General features: G+C 69.5%; 19 protein-coding genes and 1 riboswitch. Of the genes, 15 read left to right on the top strand and 4 right to left on the bottom strand.

Annotated features, from left to right (window positions below; genetic code table 11):
• Positions 1-66 precede the first annotated feature (66 nt).
• A complete protein-coding gene (locus QM597_RS09755; RefSeq protein ID WP_415004693.1) occupies positions 67-1,824 on the bottom strand; it encodes a hypothetical protein in 1,758 nt (585 codons plus the stop codon).
• Between the two features lie 325 nt (positions 1,825-2,149).
• Between QM597_RS09755 and QM597_RS09750 the strand changes: the two genes are divergently transcribed.
• The 5 genes from QM597_RS09750 (at position 2,150) to QM597_RS09730 (ending at position 8,942) form a co-directional block, all read left to right on the top strand.
• Positions 2,150-3,967, top strand: a complete 1,818-nt coding sequence (locus QM597_RS09750; protein WP_415004692.1) for a hypothetical protein — start codon at positions 2,150-2,152, stop codon at positions 3,965-3,967.
• Between the two features lie 22 nt (positions 3,968-3,989).
• On the top strand, positions 3,990-4,547 hold the full coding sequence (locus QM597_RS09745; protein WP_415004691.1) for a response regulator transcription factor: 558 nt from the start codon (positions 3,990-3,992) through the stop codon (positions 4,545-4,547).
• Positions 4,548-4,693: 146 nt separating this feature from the next.
• Positions 4,694-6,640 carry a primosome assembly protein PriA gene (locus tag QM597_RS09740; RefSeq protein ID WP_415004690.1) on the top strand — a complete coding sequence of 649 codons (1,947 nt, stop codon included), beginning with the start codon at positions 4,694-4,696 and terminating at the stop codon, positions 6,638-6,640.
• Positions 6,641-6,747: 107 nt separating this feature from the next.
• Positions 6,748-7,668, top strand: a complete 921-nt coding sequence (gene fmt / locus QM597_RS09735; protein ID WP_415004689.1) for a methionyl-tRNA formyltransferase — start codon at positions 6,748-6,750, stop codon at positions 7,666-7,668.
• Entirely contained in the window at positions 7,665-8,942 is a 1,278-nt protein-coding gene (locus QM597_RS09730; protein WP_415004688.1) for an RsmB/NOP family class I SAM-dependent RNA methyltransferase, read from the top strand. The genes fmt and QM597_RS09730 overlap by 4 nt, the downstream gene beginning before the upstream one ends.
• Positions 8,943-9,062: 120 nt before the next feature.
• Here QM597_RS09730 and QM597_RS09725 read toward each other — a convergent pair whose 3' ends face one another.
• Complete coding sequence (locus QM597_RS09725) at positions 9,063-10,028, bottom strand: XcyI family restriction endonuclease (RefSeq protein WP_415004687.1); 966 nt, start codon at positions 10,026-10,028, stop codon at positions 9,063-9,065.
• Positions 10,015-10,941: a DNA-methyltransferase gene (locus QM597_RS09720; protein ID WP_415004686.1), complete on the bottom strand. Its 927-nt coding sequence runs from the start codon at positions 10,939-10,941 to the stop codon at positions 10,015-10,017. Before QM597_RS09720 ends, QM597_RS09725 begins: the two co-directional genes overlap by 14 nt.
• A gap of 290 nt (positions 10,942-11,231) precedes the next feature.
• On the opposite strand from QM597_RS09720, the gene QM597_RS09715 reads away from it, so the two are divergent.
• The 10 genes from QM597_RS09715 (at position 11,232) to QM597_RS09670 (ending at position 18,122) form a co-directional block, all read left to right on the top strand.
• Positions 11,232-11,747, top strand: a complete 516-nt coding sequence (locus tag QM597_RS09715) for a type II toxin-antitoxin system PemK/MazF family toxin (protein WP_415004685.1) — start codon at positions 11,232-11,234, stop codon at positions 11,745-11,747.
• 19 nt (positions 11,748-11,766) lie between these two features.
• The gene (rpe, locus tag QM597_RS09710; protein ID WP_415004684.1) at positions 11,767-12,435 is read left to right on the top strand and encodes a ribulose-phosphate 3-epimerase; all 669 of its coding nucleotides are present in this window, start codon (positions 11,767-11,769) and stop codon (positions 12,433-12,435) included.
• 155 nt (positions 12,436-12,590) lie between these two features.
• Positions 12,591-12,715: riboswitch (FMN riboswitch) on the top strand.
• 51 nt (positions 12,716-12,766) lie between these two features.
• Complete coding sequence (gene ribD, locus QM597_RS09705; RefSeq protein WP_415004683.1) at positions 12,767-13,801, top strand: bifunctional diaminohydroxyphosphoribosylaminopyrimidine deaminase/5-amino-6-(5-phosphoribosylamino)uracil reductase RibD; 1,035 nt, start codon at positions 12,767-12,769, stop codon at positions 13,799-13,801.
• Positions 13,801-14,409, top strand: coding sequence for a riboflavin synthase (locus QM597_RS09700; protein ID WP_415004682.1), 609 nt, complete (start codon positions 13,801-13,803; stop codon positions 14,407-14,409). Before ribD ends, QM597_RS09700 begins: the two co-directional genes overlap by 1 nt.
• The gene (locus tag QM597_RS09695) at positions 14,402-15,631 is read left to right on the top strand and encodes a bifunctional 3,4-dihydroxy-2-butanone-4-phosphate synthase/GTP cyclohydrolase II (protein WP_415004681.1); all 1,230 of its coding nucleotides are present in this window, start codon (positions 14,402-14,404) and stop codon (positions 15,629-15,631) included. Before QM597_RS09700 ends, QM597_RS09695 begins: the two co-directional genes overlap by 8 nt.
• A complete protein-coding gene (gene ribH / locus QM597_RS09690) occupies positions 15,631-16,119 on the top strand; it encodes a 6,7-dimethyl-8-ribityllumazine synthase (RefSeq protein WP_415004680.1) in 489 nt (162 codons plus the stop codon). Before QM597_RS09695 ends, ribH begins: the two co-directional genes overlap by 1 nt.
• 7 nt (positions 16,120-16,126) lie before the next feature.
• Positions 16,127-16,390, top strand: a complete 264-nt coding sequence (locus QM597_RS09685) for a phosphoribosyl-ATP diphosphatase (RefSeq protein ID WP_415004679.1) — start codon at positions 16,127-16,129, stop codon at positions 16,388-16,390.
• A gap of 11 nt (positions 16,391-16,401) precedes the next feature.
• Positions 16,402-17,250: an ATP phosphoribosyltransferase gene (gene hisG, locus QM597_RS09680; protein ID WP_415004678.1), complete on the top strand. Its 849-nt coding sequence runs from the start codon at positions 16,402-16,404 to the stop codon at positions 17,248-17,250.
• A 1-nt stretch (position 17,251) separates the two neighbouring features.
• Complete coding sequence (locus tag QM597_RS09675) at positions 17,252-17,659, top strand: PH domain-containing protein (protein ID WP_415004677.1); 408 nt, start codon at positions 17,252-17,254, stop codon at positions 17,657-17,659.
• Positions 17,646-18,122: an SseB family protein gene (locus QM597_RS09670; protein ID WP_415004676.1), complete on the top strand. Its 477-nt coding sequence runs from the start codon at positions 17,646-17,648 to the stop codon at positions 18,120-18,122. Before QM597_RS09675 ends, QM597_RS09670 begins: the two co-directional genes overlap by 14 nt.
• Here the strand turns inward: QM597_RS09670 and QM597_RS09665 are convergent.
• Positions 18,115-19,092, bottom strand: coding sequence for a GNAT family N-acetyltransferase (locus tag QM597_RS09665; protein WP_415004675.1), 978 nt, complete (start codon positions 19,090-19,092; stop codon positions 18,115-18,117). The genes QM597_RS09670 and QM597_RS09665 overlap by 8 nt on opposite strands.
• Between the last annotated feature and the right edge of the window lie 28 nt (positions 19,093-19,120).

Genomic DNA, 19,120 nt, shown 5'->3' with positions numbered 1-19,120 from the left:
CCCCAGCGACAGCGACACGTGGCCCCCACCCTCATCTGAGGGTGGGGGCCACGTGTCGCTGGGTCCTCAGACGGACTGACGGCCTCGTCGCCAGAAGAGGAGACCAGTTGCGGCAGTCATCACCGCCGTGAAGAGTGCGATGAGGGACGCCGCTGAACCCGTGCCGGGGAGGTCGCTGGCCGAGCTGGCTGAACTGGTCGAACCGGCCGAGTCGTCCGAGTCGGTGCCGTCCGTGGCCGACGCGGTGTCGTCGGGACCCAAGACGAACACGAACGGCTCCGCCAGGCTGGCCTCGTAGGTCCAGTCGTCGATCACCCGTGCGTCACCCCAACCGCCGTTGGTGCCGTTGTTGAAGTTCAATTGACTGATGCTGTAGCCGTCGCAGGCCCAGCCGTGCACACCGCCGGAACTGTCGACGCCGCCTTCGGGGCTGGTCAGCGGATCGGTGGTGCAGAGGCGCTCTCCGGCCGCGAGGCTGCTGTCATCCCAGTTCAGGGCGACCTGGCCGGGGTTCGATCCGTTGAGTCGCGTGATCGCCAGCGAGCCGCTGCGCTCGGCGTCGACGCGGATGAAGTGGATCTCGCCGACCTTGTCCACATTCAGCGAGACCTTCACGCGGGTGGTGACCGGCACCGGCTCGCCGTCGGCGTCCTCGCCGTCCCAGGTGACGCTGAAGGAGCCGTCCGACCCCACGGCCACCGGCAAGGTGCGGTCGACGGTTCCGTCGTCCTCGATGTCGAGGTGCAGCTCGGCATTGCCGGTGAAGTTGCTGACGAGGCCGTTGAAGTCGCCGATGTAGAAATCCTCGGTCGCTCCGTCGTAGACCAGCGAGTCGACTACGGGGGTCGTCACGGCCGGATTCACGAAGACCGTGGAGCCGTCGCCGAGCTGAGCGCTGGCTGGCATATCGGTTGCCGGGGACTCGAAGAAAATGTGGTAGAGCGGACCACAGTTCCCCGCGCTGAGGTCGAAGGAGGCATCTCCGTCGGCCTCAGCGTCGGCTCCACCGTCGACGGAGCCATCGTCGTTGATGTACATGGTCGACACGCTGCGGTAGGCCGACTCGCAGGTGTCGCCCTGCACCACGCCGAAAGCGTCGGCGGCGAACTCGCTGGAGTAGCCGTTGTAGTTGCCGTAGTCGGCCTGGTAGCGGTAGCCGTTCTCACCGAGGTACCACAGGGAGAAGTCGACACCCGCCGGGACGCCTGCCAGTACTCCCGCAGCACGGCCGTACTGGGTCATCTGGTAGTCCTCGGACCAGACACGGCCGGGCTGATCGGCACCATCGCTCTGCGCGCTGATGGTCCAGGTCAGGGGGGTGTTCACGACGGCCTGCTCCGTGCCGCGAACAAGGTCGACCTTCCAGACGCCGGCGGTGGCCGACGGCAGATCGTCCCAGTCGCACACCTCTTGGTCGGCGACAGGGGTCGGATCAGCGTTGGAGACCGAGACCGCCGTGCCGTCGTCGAGGGTACAGGTCACGCTCGTATTGTCGGGCGCGGTCACCGTGACCTGAACGCTGTTGACGAGGTTGGCGCGTGCCTGCGGACCCTCGTAGTTCAGGTTGGCGATTTTGATGTTGACCGGGGTGAAGTTGACATCGAGCGTCTCGCCGGCGGCGGTGTAGGCGAAGAAGCTCTGAGTGCCATCGATCCACGTCAGAGCGGCGGTCGCCGCCTGCTCGGTGGTCGGAGCGGTCTCGGCGTTCGCCGGGGAGGTTCCGAGGAGGGGCAGAGAGCCGACTCCGGTGATGAGGAGCGCGGAGGTGGCGACGCGGGCGAACCGACGTCGGCTTTCACGGGGCTGTCGACGGGGTGAGGTCACGATGTTTTCCTTCGTGTCGGCAGGTACCGGTGTGACCGATACCACATGGCGGGAGGCGCCGTGCTGTCGGGGTATCCCATAGGGCATTGCGGTGACACTCAACCACCGTTTCAATCCGCGTTTTGCCTGTTCAGGCCCGGTAGGCGAAATCTCATCCACTGATCTCACCCACGTGATCGCTCGGTGTCCGTGGAGGTGAGGCCCGTGCGGGTTGCAGACTGGAGGCGGTCGCCGGTCAGGGAGGTCGGACCGACGCCCAGGAGGCAGTGTCGCTAACCGGTGAGCGACGTCGTGATGGTCATGCCGAGGCGAATCAGCGGGGTTGATGAGCGTGTACGAATGTCCGGGCACCGGGAACTGGAACCATCTGTTCGGCAACTCGCTGCCGCCGGAGGTGCACCGTCACCTCCTCGTGCACCAGGCCCTCTACTCCGGCGCGCGCTGGGTCGGCATCAGCGGATCTCCTGGGATGGGACGGACGACGCTGCTGAGACAGATCGTTGAGGAACTCGACGAGACAGGCGTTCCGTACGTCGCGGTGTGGACGCCGAGCCAGGCCACGGACTTCGCACGACTGCTCGGCCTCCACACGGCGAACGGCACCGTTCAGGCGCGACAGTGGTTGAGCGAGCGGGCCGTCGAGTCCGGCGCGGGTGCTTTCACCGTGGTCATCGACGATCTAGACCTTGCTGACGTTCATGCGTTCTGCGCGATGATGGCAGCGGTCCTCGACACGCTGCGCGGCGTGCGGTTCATCGTGACGACGTTCAGTCCCCTGGAGCTTCCCTCGGTGGGCGTCGCTCCGACGCAGGACGTCCTCCAGTTGTTCAACGGCACTCTGCGCTTCACGGCCGAGGAGACTCGTGCGGCGGCGCGGGGCGACGCCCACCGTGACGCGACCTCGCTCGACGAAAACCAGATCGATCAGATCCACGAAGACACCGGCGGCGCACCGCTCGGCGTGGCGCTCGCGATCAGCCGCTCGCGGGACGGGGCGTGGACCGAGGCGGCGCGACAGGCGGCGCAAGCCGTCCACGACCACATCGTCGTGACGTATCCCGTGGCAGTGCTGCGGTCGGGACTGCCGCTGGTGTTCCGAACCCTTTCTCTGATGCCGCGCTTCACCGACGGCCACATCTCGGTGCTCTTCCCGGATTTGCCCTGGAACACGGTCGTCTCCCTCATGTCCTCTGTCCACCTTCGTCGCCCGTATGCCTCGCGCATGGGAGAGCACGTGTGGAAGCCCGGCTACTGGCGGGCCGCGTGCGAGTGGTCGCAGGTGGTGTCGGGGACCCGCGCCGGCCTCGCGCGCCGACTCGGTGAAATGGGCGATCACGGCGGGGAGTTCGGCCAGCACATTCTGGCGCGCGACTTCGCACGAGCCGACCGCTTGTTGGGAGAACGCTTCCTGAGCGTATTCGAGACCATGCCGCCGGAGATCGCTCGTGAGATCGGCGAACTTCCGACGGCTGCCTTCCGTCCGAGGGAAGAGAACGGGTATCTGTGGTTGGGGACGGTGCGCGTCCTGCTCAACGAGAATGTCCCCCTCTGGGCGCTCGCCGAGATCGAGGGACATCTGCGGGTGAGGTCGCAGAAGCGGCCCGCCGACGCTGCGATGGCCCGTGCCGTGCTATCGGCAGTGTTGACGCGGCAAGGCAGGCTCAAGGAGGCCCGAGTACTCGCGCAGAGCGTGTTCGACGACCAAGCACGGGTCGGTGGAGACCCGCAGCTGATCGCCGGTCTCACCCTGCTGGCGTGCGGCAGTCTCCCCTGGGGTGGCCAGCCGCTCTCCTCGGTGTACTCCGACCCGTTCCTGAGCCGTCGCAGGAGTCAGGCCCAGGAGGTGATCGACCGTATCCGGCATCCGGGGAGTCTGATCGAGATGCCGATAGCCGACCCGTTGGCCGGCTATCGCTGGCTGGTCTATCCTCCGGCGGATGCGGTCGCGGACCTGAAGGCTCTCGCTGAGTTGGACGGCCAGTTCTTCGAACTCGAGCCAGATCCTGAACCCAGACGCGGCACGGTCGGGGGGGGGCGATCTGGGCGGGTCGGTGCCGACGGTGGTGCGGGCCGCGATGGGTGCCTTCGAAATGTTGTCGCGAGGCAATCTTGCCGGAGCGGTCGAAATCGCGAGACGGGGTGACATTTGCGAACCTTCGGCATCGGTGCTCGATGCAGTCATCTGCCTGGTGACCGGGCGTTACGAGGAGTCGGTCACGGTGATCGACCGGCTGGACGATGGGTGGGGCGAGCGAGTCGCGGCGGCGGCGATCATCCTGCGGGCGTGCGTCCTGAGCCGACGCGGTCAGACGGCGGCCAGTGCCTCCACGTTGCGCCAGGCGGAGGCCTACTCCGACCATGCACTCGGCAACATGCTGGGACTCGTACCCGCCGAGGACATCGCCGCTCTCGCGGCGCTGGACGAACGTTTCGCGCGTCTCGGTGCCACCGTTCAGCGTGTGGGCATGGCGTCATCGGGGCAGCTGATCTCCGGCCCGATGCCGCAGGTGCGGCTGACTGAGAAAGAGCGCCTGGTGCTCGACGGCCTGAGGCAGGGTAAGAACACACGGGCCATCGCGGACGAGATGTACCTCAGCGTGAATACGGTGCGCACCCACGTGCGCGCGATCACGAGGAAATTGGAGGTCACCGGCCAGGCCGACGCCGTGCGACGCGCCGAGGAGTTGGGTCTCTTCGACCACCCCCGCCGCTCAGGCCGTTGACTCACGGGTAATCCCGTGTGAGGAAGCGAGAAACATGGCTTGCCGTGGGGATGGATGTTCCGGCGTCGGGGTGCGGCTTGACGTCTGTCCCGCAGCCTGTCGTTGATGATGGAAGCAAGGTCGGACCTTCCTGATAGAAAGCGCGGGTGGACGTCGAGGTGGAGTTTCCGGTGGCGCGGGTCGTGGTCGATACGCCGTTGTCTCACCTCGACCGCCTCTTCGACTACGCCGTCCCTGCCGACCTGGACGACCAGGTCGTGCCCGGTTCCCGGGTGAAGGTGCGCTTCGCCGGGAGGCTCGTCGCGGGATTCTGCGTCGCGCGCGTCGCGGCGTCGGACCACGAGGGCCAGCTCGCGCCCGTCGCGAAGGCGGTGTCGGCCGAGCCGGTGCTGAGTCCGCAGGTGTTCGCGCTGGCGCGGGCCGTTGCCGACCGCTACGCCGGGACGCTGAGCGACATCTTGCGGCTGGCTGTCCCGCCGCGACAAGCGCGGGTGGAGAGCGCGCCTGTCGCGGCTCGGGCGCGCGGCGCGCTCGCACCTCAGGGAGAGAAGGAGTTTTCGGTCCCTGAGGTGAGAGCTTGCGAGCCTCGAAGGGACACCATCGCGAGCGCGTGGACCGACCATCCCGACGCCCCCGGGTTCCTCGCGGCGCTGGCCGACGGCAGACCGGCGCGCGCGGTGTGGTCGGCGCTGCCCCCACACGACCCCGCTCGTGCCGTGGCGCAGGCGGTGCTCGCCGGCCTGAGGGCCGGGCGCGGCGCGGTTGTCTGCGTGCCGGATGTGCGCGATGTCGCGCACTGGGACCAGACGTTCACCGAGGTGCTGGGGGAGGGGCGGCACGTGACGCTGACCGGCCAGCAGAAGCCCTCCGCCCGCTACCGCTCTTTCCTTGCGCTATCGCGCGGCCAGGTCCAGGTGGTGCTCGGCACCCGCTCGGCGGCCTTCGCGCCCGTCCGCGACCTCGGCCTCGTCGCAATCTGGGACGACGGCGACGACCTCTACGCCGACCCGCACGCGCCCTATCCGCACGCCCGCGAGGTGCTGCTGACCCGCGCCCACCTCGAACAGACCGCCCTGTTGCTCGGCGGCTACGCACGCACCGCAGAAGCACAGGCGCTGCTCGCCTCCGGCTGGGCCCGTCCGCTGGAGCCGGACACCCTCACCCGGCGCGAGGCATGGCCGCGCGTCGCGGTGGTCGATCCCGCAGCCGACCTCGGGACGCCGATCCGGCTGCCGCGCACTGTCGTCAACGCCATCAGAAAAGCCGATGGGCCGGTGCTGGTGCAGGTGCCGCGCCGCGGCTACCGGCCGTCGCTGTCGTGTCAGGGCTGCCGTGCGAAGGCACGCTGCCGAGCCTGCGAGGGACCGCTCGCGCAGGGCGCGTCGTCCGGACCGCTGATCTGCCGGCTGTGCGGCGAGGGCGTGCCGCGTTGGGTGTGCCCCGAGTGCGGGGACGCGCGTCTTCGCTCGGGTGTGATCGGGCACGTCCGCACCGCCGAGGAGTTTGCCCGCGCCTTCCCCGACCGTGAGGTCATCACCTCCGGTGGCGACCACGTGCGCGACCTCGTCGACGGGGACCGCGCGCTCGTCCTCGCCACCCCAGGCGGCGAACCGCGCGTGTCAGGCGGCTACGCGCTGGTCGTCCTGCTCGACACCGGACTCATGCTGGCGCGCGACGACCTCCGAGTGATCGAAGAGGCGCACCGTCGGTGGTTCAATGCCATCGCCTCGGGCCGGTCGGTCGTAGCGGTCGGCGAGGCGGGGCTACTGCAGTGGCTCGTGCGCGCCGATCCTGCGGGTGCCGCTCGAACCCAGCTGGCGGAGAGGTCCGAGACCAAGATGCCCCCGGTCGGGCGACTCGTGACGGTCGACGGTGCTCCGGCCGACCTCGCGGTGTGGGCCACTCGCCCGTGGACACCCGCCACCGAGGTTCTGGGACCCGTGCCGCTCGATGCCGATACCGAACGACTGGTCCTGCGGTGCCCTCGCGCCGAGGGCCTCACGTTGGCGCGGCTGCTCAAAGTCGCCCAAGGCGAGCGCTCCGCCGCCAGGCTCGTTCCGCTGCGCGTCCGCGTTGACCCGCCGTCATTCTGAGGCGCTGAGCGCCTGCTGCGCGGCCCGGCTCGTCGGCGGCGACCACCGCCTCGCGTCCACCCGGACTGGGTCTCCCCTCGGCGGCGAGTCACCCTAGACTCGCCAGGATGAGAGTCGTCTTCGCCGGGACCCCCGAGACCGCCGTACCGTCGCTGCGGTCGCTACTGGCCAGCCGCCATGAGGTGCTGGCCGTCGTTACCCGGCCCGATGCACGGGCCGGGAGGGGCCGCAGCCTCGTCGCCTCGCCCGTGGCCCAGGTCGCCGCCGAGCACGGCATCGAGGTGCTCAAGCCGGCCTCGCCGTCCGATGCGGAGTTCCTGGACCGGTTGCGCGACCTCGCGCCGGACTGCTGCCCCATCGTGGCCTACGGCGCGCTGATCCGCCGTGAGGCGCTGGACATCCCGCGCTTCGGCTGGGTCAATCTGCACTTCTCCTGCCTGCCCGCCTGGCGCGGTGCCGCGCCCGTGCAACGCTCGATCATGGCCGGCGACGAGGTCACCGGAGCCAGCGTCTTCAGCCTGACCGACGGCCTCGACACCGGTCCGGTGCTCGGTGTCATCACCGAGCGCATCCGCCCCGACGACACTGCGGGAACGCTCCTGGCCCGGCTCGCCGACGAGGGAGCGAGCCTGCTCGTCGACGCGCTGGACCACATCGAGGACGGCGACATCGGCGTGCAGTACCAAGACGACGAACTCGCCACCCACGCGGCCAAACTGACCACCGACGACGCCCGGATCGCCTGGAACCGGCCCGCCTTCGCCGTCGACCGGCACATCCGTGGCTGCACGCCGGCCCCCGGCGCCTGGACCGAACTCGGCGACCTGCGGGTCAAGATCGAACCGGTCACCCTCACCGACGAGGACACCCTCCCGGCCGGGCACGTGTCCTTCGGCAAGAAGGAGGTCCGCGTCGGTACCGCGACCCACGACGTGCTCCTCGGGATCGTCCGGCCGCACGGGCGCAAACCGATGGCGGCGGCGGACTGGGGCCGGGGCCTGAGCGATCCGCCGGAGCACTTCGCATGAGCGATGCGCCTCGCCGGGCGGCCTTCGCGGTCCTGAGAGCGGTTCGCGACGACGACGCCTATGTCAACCTGCTGCTGCCGCGCCTCCTGCGCGAGCAGCGGCTGAGCGGCCGCGATGCCGCCTTCGCCACCGAGCTGACGCACGGCACGATCCGCTGGCAGGGCACCTACGACGCGATCATCGACCACCTGACCGGCCGGGAGATCGACCCGCCCGTGCGCGACGCGCTGCGACTCGGTGCCCATCAGCTCCTCGCGATGCGGGTGCCGGACCACGCGGCGGTCTCGACCACGGTGGCCCTCGTGCGGCGCGAGATCGGCCACCGGCCCGCCGGCTTCGTCAATGCGATCTGCCGCCGGATGGCCGAACGCGACCTCGACGGCTGGCTGGATGTCGTCACCGCAGGGGTGAGCGGCGACGCCGAGCTGGCGATCCGCCACTCGCATCCGGCCTGGATCGTGGCCGAGCTGCGCCGCGCCCTGAGGCTCGTCGACAGCGCCGCCGAGCTGCCCGAGCTGCTGGCGGCTGACAACGCGCCGCCGAAGGTCACACTCGTCGCCCGGCCCGGCCTGTGCGACCCGGCCGACCTGCCCGGTGCCCCCGGCCGGCTGTCGCCGTGGGCGGCGGTGATGGATGCCGGCGGTGATCCGGGAGCCATCGCCGAGGTCCGCGACGGCCTCGCCGCCGTGCAGGACGAGGGATCGCAACTCGTCGTGAAGGCTCTCGTCGACGCAGCCCTGGAGGGCGGCCCCGACGCCCGGTGGCTGGACCTGTGCGCGGGACCGGGCGGCAAGGCCGGCCTGCTCGCGGCCGTCGCCGCGCAGCGGGGCGCGCACCTGGTCGCCAACGAGATCCAGGAGCATCGGGCCGAATTGGTGCGTCAGTCGCTGCGAGCGCTGCCCGAGGCGGAGGTGGTGAGCTTCGACGGCCGTGAGGGTCCGTGGGAGAGTGCTTCCTTCGACCGCGTGCTCGTCGACGCCCCGTGTACCGGCCTGGGCGCGCTGCGCCGTCGCCCCGAGGCCCGGTGGCGTCGTCGTCCCGAAGACCTCGACGCCCTCGTCCCGGTGCAGCGCGCGCTCCTGCGGCGGGCCGTCGATCTGGTGCGGCCGGGCGGCATCGTCGCCTACGCCACCTGCTCGCCGTCACCGGCCGAGACCGTCGAGGTCGTCGAAGCGGTCGGGCCGGGCGTCGCCACGCTCGAGCGGATCAGTCGCTGGTGGCCGCACCGCGACGACACCGACGCGATGTTCGTCGCCCTCCTGCGCCGCCGCTGAGCCTGGACTCTTCGTTGCCTGAAGCGCGAGCTTCGAAGGGGGAGCGTTTCCCTCCTCAACCCGTGCCGTGGTTGTCAGTAGCTGCCGATCAGGCACCAGTCGGCCTGGCAGCTGGGGACGCTAGATGCCCGTCGCGGAGATGGTCAGCGTCGTCAATCGCCGCCACCCGTGTCCGCTGTGGTTCAGCACGTCGTTCACGTCCAGCCATTCGCGCGTCGTAGGCGACTCGCGTTTCAGGATCGTCATGTCCGCGCGGTTGAGGTCGATGACGGTCCAGCAGTCCTGAGCGCCGTCGTTGCGAGCCTTCTGGTGTGACTTCTCCGCCTCGCCCACGCGGTTGTGAATGTTCGCGTAGTCGGCTCCGCCCTTGATCTCGATGGCGGCTTTGTAGACGAGCGAACCCTGCACGTCCTCACGGATGACCACGTCTGGATCGGGGGCAAGCGCCAGCGTGACCTCTCGGCCGGAGTTGTTCACGACCGTGATGGACACGTCCGTCTCGGTGTACTGCTTGCCCTGGCCCTTGACGACAGCCTTCATCGCTTCGAAGACGCCCTTGGTTGCCGTCGCGCCGATCTGGCCGCGCCACGACCCGTCGGCCTGCGCGCCAAGCGTCAGGAGCGGCAACTGGTCAACGTCCTGGCGGAGCGACGCCTGCGGCAGCGCGCGCATGAGGACGCTCATTGCATCGTTCATTTCGGTGCAGAGGTCACCCATCACGGGGTCCGCCGCTGGGGTGATCTCCTGGCGCTCTTCCATCGGCTTGAAGATGTTGAGGCCGCTCTTGGTCGTGTAGAACTGCTTCTGGCTGACGCCGAGCAATAACCGGTAGTAGGCCAGCGTTCCAGGAGCCTGCCGCAACAGCGACGGCACGGCGAACACTTCCTCGTCTCGAACGCCGCTGCCCTGGATCGCCTGTAGGCCGGTCGGTGGTGTGTACGTCGTCATCTCTGAGCGAAGTACCGCCGCATCTATCTGTCTCGCGGCAGCGCGTACGGCATCGTGCAGACCCGTCTGCCGCAGCCGAGCCAGGAACGCAGCGACGTAGACCTGCTTGCCAGGCGGAGGGAAGTTATAGCGCGGCACGGACGTGGTCTGTCTGCTCAGGCGTGGACTCCTTGAAGCCAGCATCGATCAGACGCTCACGGCTCATGTTGAGGTAGTCGGGGTTCAGCTCCACGCCACAGAATCGCCGGTTGAGTGCCCCAGCAGATAGCGCCGTCGTTCCCGAGCCGAGGAACGGGTCGAGCACAAGGTCGCCCGGCGTGCTGGTGATCTTGATGCACCTGTCGACTAGCCCAGTGGGGAACGTGGCGAAGTGGCCCGCAGCTGCCCTGTTGGCCCTTGTCTTGATGTCCCACACGCTGCGGAGTCGCCGACCGTTCGGCCCCTTCACGGCGTCCACGTCGTAGCGGTAGCGCTCCGACTTGGAGAAGAGGAACACCTGCTCGTGCGCACGGGTAGGCCGGTCACGAACGCTCTCAGGCTGGGCATTGGGCTTGTGCCAGATCACCTCCGAGCGCAAGTACCAGCCCCGCTCTTGGAGGGCGAAGGCGATCCGCCAAGGCACGCCGATGAGGTCTTTGTCCTTCAACCCTTCGGGCGTCGGCGGTCGCAGGCTCATCGCCCGCGCGCGGTTCTTCTTATCGGGTGCACGCCAGCCTCGGTTCCCCGAAGTGTAGGAATCCCCGATGTTCAGCCACAGCGTGCCATCGTCGCGCAGGACCCGGAATACCTGGTCGAACAGGTCGGCCAGGGAGTCGATATAGGCGTAGACGGTCTCATTGAGTCCTACCTGGCCTTCGATCCCGTAGTCACGTAGCGACCAGTACGGAGGCGACGTCACGACCGTCTGCGCCACCCCATCTGGCATGTTGGACAGAACCGCCAGGGAGTCCCCGAGGATCAGCCCGTTCGCCTCGGCGAGGTCGGCGTACTGCGCGCCGAGACGGTGCTCGCGAACGGAGAAGGTGGAGTGCTGAATACGGACTGGCGACACGTCCCCAGGCTACGGTCGGACCTCCGGCCGATCCAGCCGCCTCGCGGGTGACACTGTGGCTCGGAACTTCCGACATGGTGCGAGAAGCAGTCCTCAGAGATTGGGCAGATAGGCGAGTGCTCGGTCATGGAGGTGTGCTGCGCTCGTACCTCCATGACCGGCTCCGCCTATCCGCGCGTCCTCTCACCTATTTTGCTGGGAGTCGGAGCGCTGGTGGCCGCACCGCGACGACGCGGATGTGATGTTCGTGGCCCTCCTGCGCCGACGCTGAGCCTGGATAGGGTGCTCCCGTGAAACAGTTGATCCGGCAACTGCTCGAGTGGCTGATCGCCTACCTGCGCTCGCAGGGGAACACGTCCGTCAACGGCGGTGCGACGCCTCAGGTCGAGCGGAAGCCCGGCGGGGACCGCCCCCAGACGGACCGATCCGCAACGGACCGCTTCGAGTATGCGCCGCACTCCGACGGGGAGCCGGACGCCGGTGAGGTGTGCTGGGCATGGGTGCCGTTCGAGGAGGACGCCAGCCAGGGCAAGGACCGCCCGGTCCTCATCCTCGGCCGGCGCGGGCGGGCGTATTTGGCCGTCGCGCTGACCAGCAAGGACCGGGCCGACGACGGCGAAGTCCGCGAGGACCGCTACGGCAACATCTGGCTCGACATCGGTTCCGGCGACTGGGATGGTCAGGGACGGCGCAGCGAGGTCCGGGTCGACCGGCTGCTCGTGCTCGACGAGGTGCGCCGCGAGGGTGCCGCCGTCAACAGGGCTACCTACGAGCGGGTCATAGCGTTGGGCCGGAAGCACTGGTGACTCGCTAGGCTCGTGCGACATGGGCATCCAGATCACGCCGAGCCTGCTCAACGCCGACTTCGCGCACCTGGCCGACGAGGCGGCTCGCATCCCCAACGCCGACTGGCTGCACATGGACGTCATGGACAACCACTTCGTGCCGAACCTCACCCTCGGGATGCCGGTGATCGAGGCGCTGGCCAAGGCCGCCCCCCAGCCCATCGACGCGCATCTGATGATCGCCGACCCCGACCGGTGGGCACCGGCCTACGCCGAGGCGGGTGCCGGGAGCATCACCTTCCACGTCGAGGCGGCCGCCGCCCCGGTGCGCCTGGCCCGCGAGATCCGCGCGCAGGGTGCCCGCGCCTCGATGGCCCTCAAGCCCGCCACGCCCATCGAGCCGTATGCCGACCTGCTGCCCGAGCTGGACATGGTGCTGGTGATGACGGTCGAGCCGGGCTTCGGCGGCCAGAAGTTCCTCGACCTGTGCCTGCCGAAGATCCGCCGCGCGCGCGAACTGATCGCCGCCAGCGGCGCGGATGTGTGGTTGCAAGTCGACGGGGGGGTCTCCCTGGAAACCATCGAACGCTGCGCGCAGGCCGGAGCCGACGTGTTCGTCGCCGGCTCGGCCGTCTTCGGTGCCGACGACCCCGAGGCGATGGTCGCCGCCCTGCGCGACAAAGCCGCTGCGGCCTGCGCGCACGGGTGACGCGCAGCCGGAAGTATGTCGTCGTCTACACCGTGGAACCGAACAGGATCACGATCCTCGCTGACGCCCTCGGCGTCGTGAACCCGGCGGGAGCGGTGAGGCGACTGACCCCCTCTCACAGCGCCTTGTAGACTCGCCGAAGACGAGTTCACGCTCGCAGACTCTGGGGTCGGTGCAATTCCGAGCCGGCGGTGATAGTCCGCGACCCGTGCCGACGAGCACGGCTGACCTGGTGGAACTCCAGAACCGACGGTCAAAGTCCGGATGGGAAGAGTCCTGACCTCTCTTGAGGCGACCCCGGATTCGGCGAGTCTGACACCGAGGAAGCGATATGGCGAGCGAGACCGAGCACCAGGCCATGCGTTGCGCCATCGAGGTGGCGCGCGAGCGTGGCAACTGCCTGCCGAACCCGACCGTCGGCTGTGTCGTTCTCGACGCAGACGGCCGGGAGATCGCCACCGGCGCGACCGTGCGCGGCGGCGACCACGCGGAGGCCGAGGCGCTGGCCGCAGCGGGGGAGCGAGCGCGCGGGGGAACCGCAGTGGTCACGCTCGAGCCGTGCCGTCACATCGGCCACACCGGGCCGTGTACCCAGGCCCTCATCGAGGCCGGCATCGGCCGCGTCGTCATCGCCGAGACCGATCCGCATCCGGAGGCAGGCGGCGGAGCCGACGTGTTGCGGGCCGCCGGCATCGAGGTCGAGACCGGGGTGCTCGCCGCCGAGGCCGAGCCGCTGAACCGCGCCTGGCGTTTCGCGGTCACTCGCGGACGCCCCTTCGTGACCTGGAAATACGCCGCCACGATGGACGGCCTCAGCGCCGCCCCCGACGGCTCGAGCAAATGGATCACCGGCCCGGACGCCCGCCGCGACGTGCAGCAATTCCGCGCTCAGTGCGATGCCATCGTCGCGGGCACCGGCGCTGTCCTCGCCGACGACCCGCGGCTCACGGTGCGCGACACCGATGACCTGCCGCTGCCCTATGACCGTCAGCCGCTGCGCGTGGTCGTCGGCGAAACCACGATCCCGAACTACTACCGGGTCTTCGACCGGGTCGCTCCCACGCTGCTGATCCAGTCGCGTGAACCCGAAGTCGTGCTGTCCAAACTGGCCGAGAACCACATCCGTCACGTGTGGCTCGAAGGCGGCCCGCGCCTGGCCGGCGGCTTCTGGAAGGCCGGCCTGATCGACCGGGTCATCGGCTACATTGCACCGTCGATGCTCGGCTCCGGGCGTGCGGCACTGGAGGGCGAGGCCGCCACACTCGCCGACCTGCGGCCCATCGAGATCACCGACCTGTGCACCATCGGCCCGGACATCCGCATCATCGGCACGCCCGGCCCGGCTCCGAGGGAGACCTACGTCTGATGTTCACCGGACTTATCGAATCGGTCGGCACCGTTGCGGCCGTCGAGCACCAGGGCGATGCGGTACGGCTTACCGTGCGTGACGCCGTGGTGACCAGCGACGCCTGTCACGGTGACTCCATAGCGGTCAACGGCTGCTGCCTGACCGTGGTCGATCCGACATGGGAAACCTTCACCGCCGACGTCATGGCCGAATCACTGGCCCGCACCTCGCTCGGCGGCCTGACCGTCGGGTCGCGGGTCAACCTCGAACGGGCGCTGGCGGCGGGCGCGCGCCTCGGCGGGCACCTCGTGCAGGGCCACGTCGACGGCACCGGCACGCTGGTCGGCCGGGAGCCGAGCGAACACTGGGAGGTGTTGCGCTTCGCGCTGCCGGCCCATCTCGCGCACTATCTCGTCGAGAAGGGGTCGATCACCGTCGAGGGTGTCTCCTTGACCGTGGTTTCCGTGACCGACGACGAGTTCTCCGTCTCCCTCATCCCCACGACCCTCGCCGACACCACGCTCGGCCACCTGCGCCCCGGCGACCGGGTCAACCTCGAGGTCGACGTGCTGGCCAAGTACGTCGAGCGCATGCTCGACCACCGCAAAGGATCTGTGAATGAGTGAGATCGTGTTGGACCCCATCGAGCGGGCCATCGACGACATCCGCGCCGGCCGCGCCGTCGTCGTCGTCGATGACGAGAACCGGGAGAACGAGGGCGACATCATCTTCGCCGCGAGTAAGGCGACGCCCGAGTTGATGGCATTCCTCGTGCGCTATTCCAGCGGCCTGGTGTGCGCCCCCGTGATCGGGGAGATCCTCGACCGGCTCGCCATCCCGCTGATGACGCCGCACAACCGGGACCGGCTGCGCACGGCCTACACGGTCTCCATCGACGCCCGCGACGGGGTCACGACCGGTATCTCGGCTGCCGACCGCGCCCGCACCTGCCGGGTGCTGGCCGACTCGGCGACCGAGCCGTTCGAGATCACTCAACCGGGTCACATCGTGCCGCTGCGGGCCAGGCCCGGCGGCGTGCTGGAACGCCCCGGCCACACCGAGGCAGCCGTCGATCTGGCCCGGCTTGCGGGTCTGACTCCGGCCGGTGTCATCGGCGAGGTGATGAACGACGACGGCACGCTCAAGCGGCTTCCCGAGTTGCGCGCCTTCGCCGACGAGCACGGCCTCGCACTGGTGTCCATCGAGGACCTGCAGATCCACCTGCGCCGCCGTGAACAGCAGGTGGAGCGACTAGCCACGACCAGCCTGCCGACCGAGTTCGGCGCGTTCACCGCGCTCGGCTACCGCGACCGCATCGAGGGTGCCGAGCACATCGCCCTCGTCTACGGCGAGGTCGAAGCCGACAGTGTGCTGACCCGCGTCCACAGCGAATGCCTGACCGGTGACGTGTTCGGCTCGCAGCGCTGCGACTGCGGTCCTCAGTTGCAGGCGTCCTTCGCGCAGATCGCCGCCGAGGGGGCCGGTGTGGTCATCTACCTGCGGGGTCACGAGGGCCGGGGCATCGGCCTGCTGCACAAGCTCCAGGCGTACGAGCTGCAGGACCAGGGGCGCGACACCGTGGACGCCAACCTCGAACTGGGCTTCGGCGAGGACGAGCGCGACTACGCTGCCGCCGCGCAGATCCTGCGCGACCTCGGGGTGCGGTCGGTGCGGCTGCTGACCAACAATCCGGGCAAGACTGCGGCTCTGGAGCAGTACGGCATCGCGGTGGACGGCCAGTTGCCGCTGCACATCGCCCCCACCGAGCACAACCTTCGCTACCTCACCACCAAGGCCGAGCGCATGGGGCACGACCTGCCGCTCGTCACGACGGCAGGAGACCTCTGATGGCCGGACACGGCGCCCCCGAACTCAGCACCGACGGCGCGGGCGCGCGCGTCGCCGTCGTCGCCTCCCTGTGGCACACCGAGGTCATGGACGGCCTCATCGCCGGCGCGCAGCGGGCGCTGGCCGACGCCGGAGTGAGCGAGGTGACGCTCGTGCGCGTGCCCGGGTCCTTCGAGCTGCCCCTGGCCACCCAGGGTGCCGCCGTGGCCGGCTACGACGCGGTGGTCGCCCTGGGGGTCATCATCCGCGGCGGCACCCCGCACTTCGAGTACGTGTCGGCTGCGGCCACCGACGGGCTGAACCGGGTGGCGCTCGATACCGGTGTGCCGGTCGGCTTCGGCCTGTTGACCTGCGACGACGACCAGCAGGCACTCGACCGTGCCGGCCTGCCCGGCAGCCGCGAGGACAAGGGACGCGAGGCAGCCGAGGCCGCCTTGGGCCTGCGCGCGGTGCTGCGGTCGCTGGTCGCGCCCGGCCCCCTAGACTGAGGTCGCCATGAAGACCTTCGACGAGTTGTTTGCCGAACTCAGCCATAAGGCCCAGACCCGTCCCGAGGGATCGGGCACCGTCGCCGAACTGGACGCGGGCGTTCATCAGATCGGCAAGAAGCTGGTCGAGGAGGCCGCCGAGTCGTGGATGGCCGCCGAGTACGAGGGTGCCGAGCGCGCGGCTGAGGAGATCAGCCAGTTGCTGTACCACGCGCAGGTGATGATGCTCGCTACGGGCATCACCCTGGACGACGTGTACGCCCACCTCTAAGGACTTCCCTGATGTTGAAAGTTGCCGTCCCGAACAAGGGATCGCTCGCCGAGGCCGCCGCGTCCCTGCTGGCCGAGGCGGGCTACCGCCAGCGCCGCAATACCAAGGACCTCGTCTGCGTCGACGCCGAGAACGATGTCGAGTTCTTCTACCTGCGTCCCCGTGACATCGCCATCTACGTCGGTGAGGGAACCCTCGACGTCGGCCTGACCGGCCGCGATCTGCTGCTCGACTCGCGCGCGCAGGCCGACGAGGTCATGGCGCTCGGCTTCGCCGGGTCGACCTTCCGCTTCGCCGCGCCCGAGGGAGGCGAGATCACGTCGGTAGAGCAGCTCGACGGCCGCCGCATCGCCACCTCCTACCGAGGCCTGGTGGAGACCTATCTGGCCGACCGGGGTATGAGCGCCTCGGTCGTCCGCCTCGACGGCGCGGTCGAGACCTCCATCCGGCTCGGCGTGGCCGACGCCATCGCCGATGTCGTCGAGACCGGTACGACGCTGCGCCAGGCGGGCCTGGCGGTCTTCGGCGACCCGATCCTCACCTCCGAGGCCGTCCTGATCCGCCGCGCGCAGACCCCCGAGCCGGACGGCTTCGAGGTGTTCCGCCGCCGCGTCGAGAGCGTCCTCGTCGCGCGTTCCTACGTGATGATGGACTACGACATCCCCGCCGGGCAGGTGGAGGCCGCGGTCGCACTGACACCCGGCATCGAGTCTCCCACCGTCTCGCCGCTGCACCGGGAGGGCTGGTCGGCCGTCCGGGCGATGGTGCCGCGCGATGCGGCGCAGCGGGTCATGGACGACCTCTACGCCCTCGGCGCGCGAGGCATCCTCGTCACCGACATCCTGGCCTGCCGGATCTGACATGACGGTCCGCCCGCAAGGCCCGCGCATCGTCGCCTACGGCGTCTCGGTGCTGATGCTCGTGTGCATCGTCGTGTTCGCGCGCGCCCTGCCCGATTATGTGCGCTTCGCGCCGTCGGAGAAGGTGACGATGTCGCTGCTGCTGCTGGCGACCCTCGCGCTCCTGCACGGGGTGGGCCGCAGCGTCGTGCGGGCTGATGAGCGGGGGATCGACGTGCTCAACGGGTATCGCCGCCATCGCCTCGCCTGGGAGCAGGTCGAGGGCATCTCGATGCGCGAAGGAGCGCCGTGGCCGACCCTGGTGACCACCGACGACCGGCGGATCATGCTCTTCGCCGTTCAGCGCACCGATGGCCGCGGCCGCGAGATCGTCGCGCAGTTGAGGGCGTGGTGTGATGGGCGGGCTTGAACACCGGTCGCTGGCCGAGCCGGCTTTTCCCGGCGACGACGGTCAGGTCGACCCCGCGCTGGTACCGGTGCTGGGGGACCCGTGGGCGACGCTCGCGCAGCTCGGCGGCGCGCGTGTGTTCGTGCCGATCGTGGCGGTGCTCGGCGAGCGCGCCGCGGACGGCGGCGACAAGAACGCCGACATGGCCGCGGTGCTGATGACCGGTGCCGATGGACGGCGGGCGTTGCTGGCTTTCAGCAGCGTCGCCCGGCTGGAGACCTGGAACCCGCAGGCGCGCCCGGTGCCGGTGTACGGCCAGGCGGCCGCACAGTCGGCGCTCGCCGAGGGGGCTTCGGCTCTCGTGCTCGACCTCGGCCAGGCGCACTGGCAGGTCGTCGAGACCGACGACCTGGGCCACCTGGCCGCCGGCGACGCCCTGGTGCGCACCGAGGCCGGAACTGCCTGGGTGCGTCCCGCTACCTGAGCGGGACGGTGATGTGGACGGTGTCGTCGTGGCGCTCGACCCGGGCGACGAAGCCGGCGCCGCCGACGGCCCGGAGCAGGGCGTCGTTGGAGCCGGCCGACAGGAAGGTCAGGGCGGTAGCCCCGGCCTCCCGCACCGCTGCGGCGGCCTGGCGCACGAGCATCGAGCCGATCCCGCGCCCCTGCCAGGCGTCTTCGACCAGTACCTGACAGGTCCAGCGATCAGAGGATTGTTCGACCACCGCGTGTCCGACGATGTCGAGGCCGGCCTGTGCCACCAAGGCGATACCGCCGGCCTCGGGCAGGACCAGCCGCCGGGCCATGCGCGTGGTCATGGGCATACGCAGCGGGGTCTGATAGCGGGCGTAGAGGGTCTCGACGCTGCACCGGCTGTGCAGGGCGGCGACGGCGTCGATGTCGGACAGCGTGGCGGTACGCACCAGGGGGATCGGCTGTGAGGTCGACGGGGCGATCAGCGGCAGGTCGGCCCCGGCGTCGCTGACCAGCGACAGCAGCGCCTGCGCCCGCGCGCGCTCGGCGGGCGTGAACGGCACCGCGCGGCTGATGCGCAGTGTCGTGCCGCCGCGTCGGACGAGATCGAGGACGTCGTGACCGGAGTAGTCGGCGACGTCCGGCGGCTCGGTGGCCAGCAGGTCGCGCAGGACCTCCTCGACGTCGCGGCCCTCCTCGAGAACCTGATGCACCGCCTCCAGGTAGCGGGTCGGGCCGTCGACGAGCCTGCCGTCCTCGATCCGGGTCACCGAGGTCTGAGTGCCGCCGGCCGCAGCGAAGACACGGGCGATGGTCAACTCGTCGGTCTGCCCGTCCACGACGAACTCGTCGGTGACGCCCTCGGCTACCCCGAACACCTGCATCGAGACGATGTTGAGGCCGGCCCGCCCGCAGGCCTGCGCGACCTCGGCCAGGATGCCGGGTCGGTCCTCCAGGGTCGTGCGCACGCGCCAGGGCATAGGTTGATCGTGCGCTATAGATGTTTCG

The organism is Aeromicrobium sp., from assembly GCF_047607065.1.
Taxonomy (GTDB): domain Bacteria; phylum Actinomycetota; class Actinomycetes; order Propionibacteriales; family Nocardioidaceae; genus Aeromicrobium.
This window is presented reverse-complemented; position numbering and strand designations above follow the sequence as displayed.

Bases quoted from the DNA above. Each gene is read 5' to 3' on its own strand.
- QM597_RS09695 (WP_415004681.1), top strand. From the start codon at position 14,402: ATGAGTGAGATCGTGTTGGACCCCATCGAGCGGGCCATCGACGACATC.
- hisG (WP_415004678.1), top strand. From the start codon at position 16,402: ATGTTGAAAGTTGCCGTCCCGAACAAGGGATCGCTCGCCGAGGCCGCC.
- fmt (WP_415004689.1), top strand. From the start codon at position 6,748: ATGAGAGTCGTCTTCGCCGGGACCCCCGAGACCGCCGTACCGTCGCTG.
- QM597_RS09750 (WP_415004692.1), top strand. From the start codon at position 2,150: ATGAGCGTGTACGAATGTCCGGGCACCGGGAACTGGAACCATCTGTTC.
- QM597_RS09730 (WP_415004688.1), top strand. From the start codon at position 7,665: ATGAGCGATGCGCCTCGCCGGGCGGCCTTCGCGGTCCTGAGAGCGGTT.
- QM597_RS09685 (WP_415004679.1), top strand. From the start codon at position 16,127: ATGAAGACCTTCGACGAGTTGTTTGCCGAACTCAGCCATAAGGCCCAG.
- QM597_RS09675 (WP_415004677.1), top strand. From the start codon at position 17,252: ATGACGGTCCGCCCGCAAGGCCCGCGCATCGTCGCCTACGGCGTCTCG.
- QM597_RS09665 (WP_415004675.1), bottom strand. From the start codon at position 19,092: ATGCCCTGGCGCGTGCGCACGACCCTGGAGGACCGACCCGGCATCCTG.
- ribH (WP_415004680.1), top strand. From the start codon at position 15,631: ATGGCCGGACACGGCGCCCCCGAACTCAGCACCGACGGCGCGGGCGCG.
- QM597_RS09670 (WP_415004676.1), top strand. From the start codon at position 17,646: ATGGGCGGGCTTGAACACCGGTCGCTGGCCGAGCCGGCTTTTCCCGGC.
- rpe (WP_415004684.1), top strand. From the start codon at position 11,767: ATGGGCATCCAGATCACGCCGAGCCTGCTCAACGCCGACTTCGCGCAC.
- ribD (WP_415004683.1), top strand. From the start codon at position 12,767: ATGGCGAGCGAGACCGAGCACCAGGCCATGCGTTGCGCCATCGAGGTG.
- QM597_RS09700 (WP_415004682.1), top strand. From the start codon at position 13,801: ATGTTCACCGGACTTATCGAATCGGTCGGCACCGTTGCGGCCGTCGAG.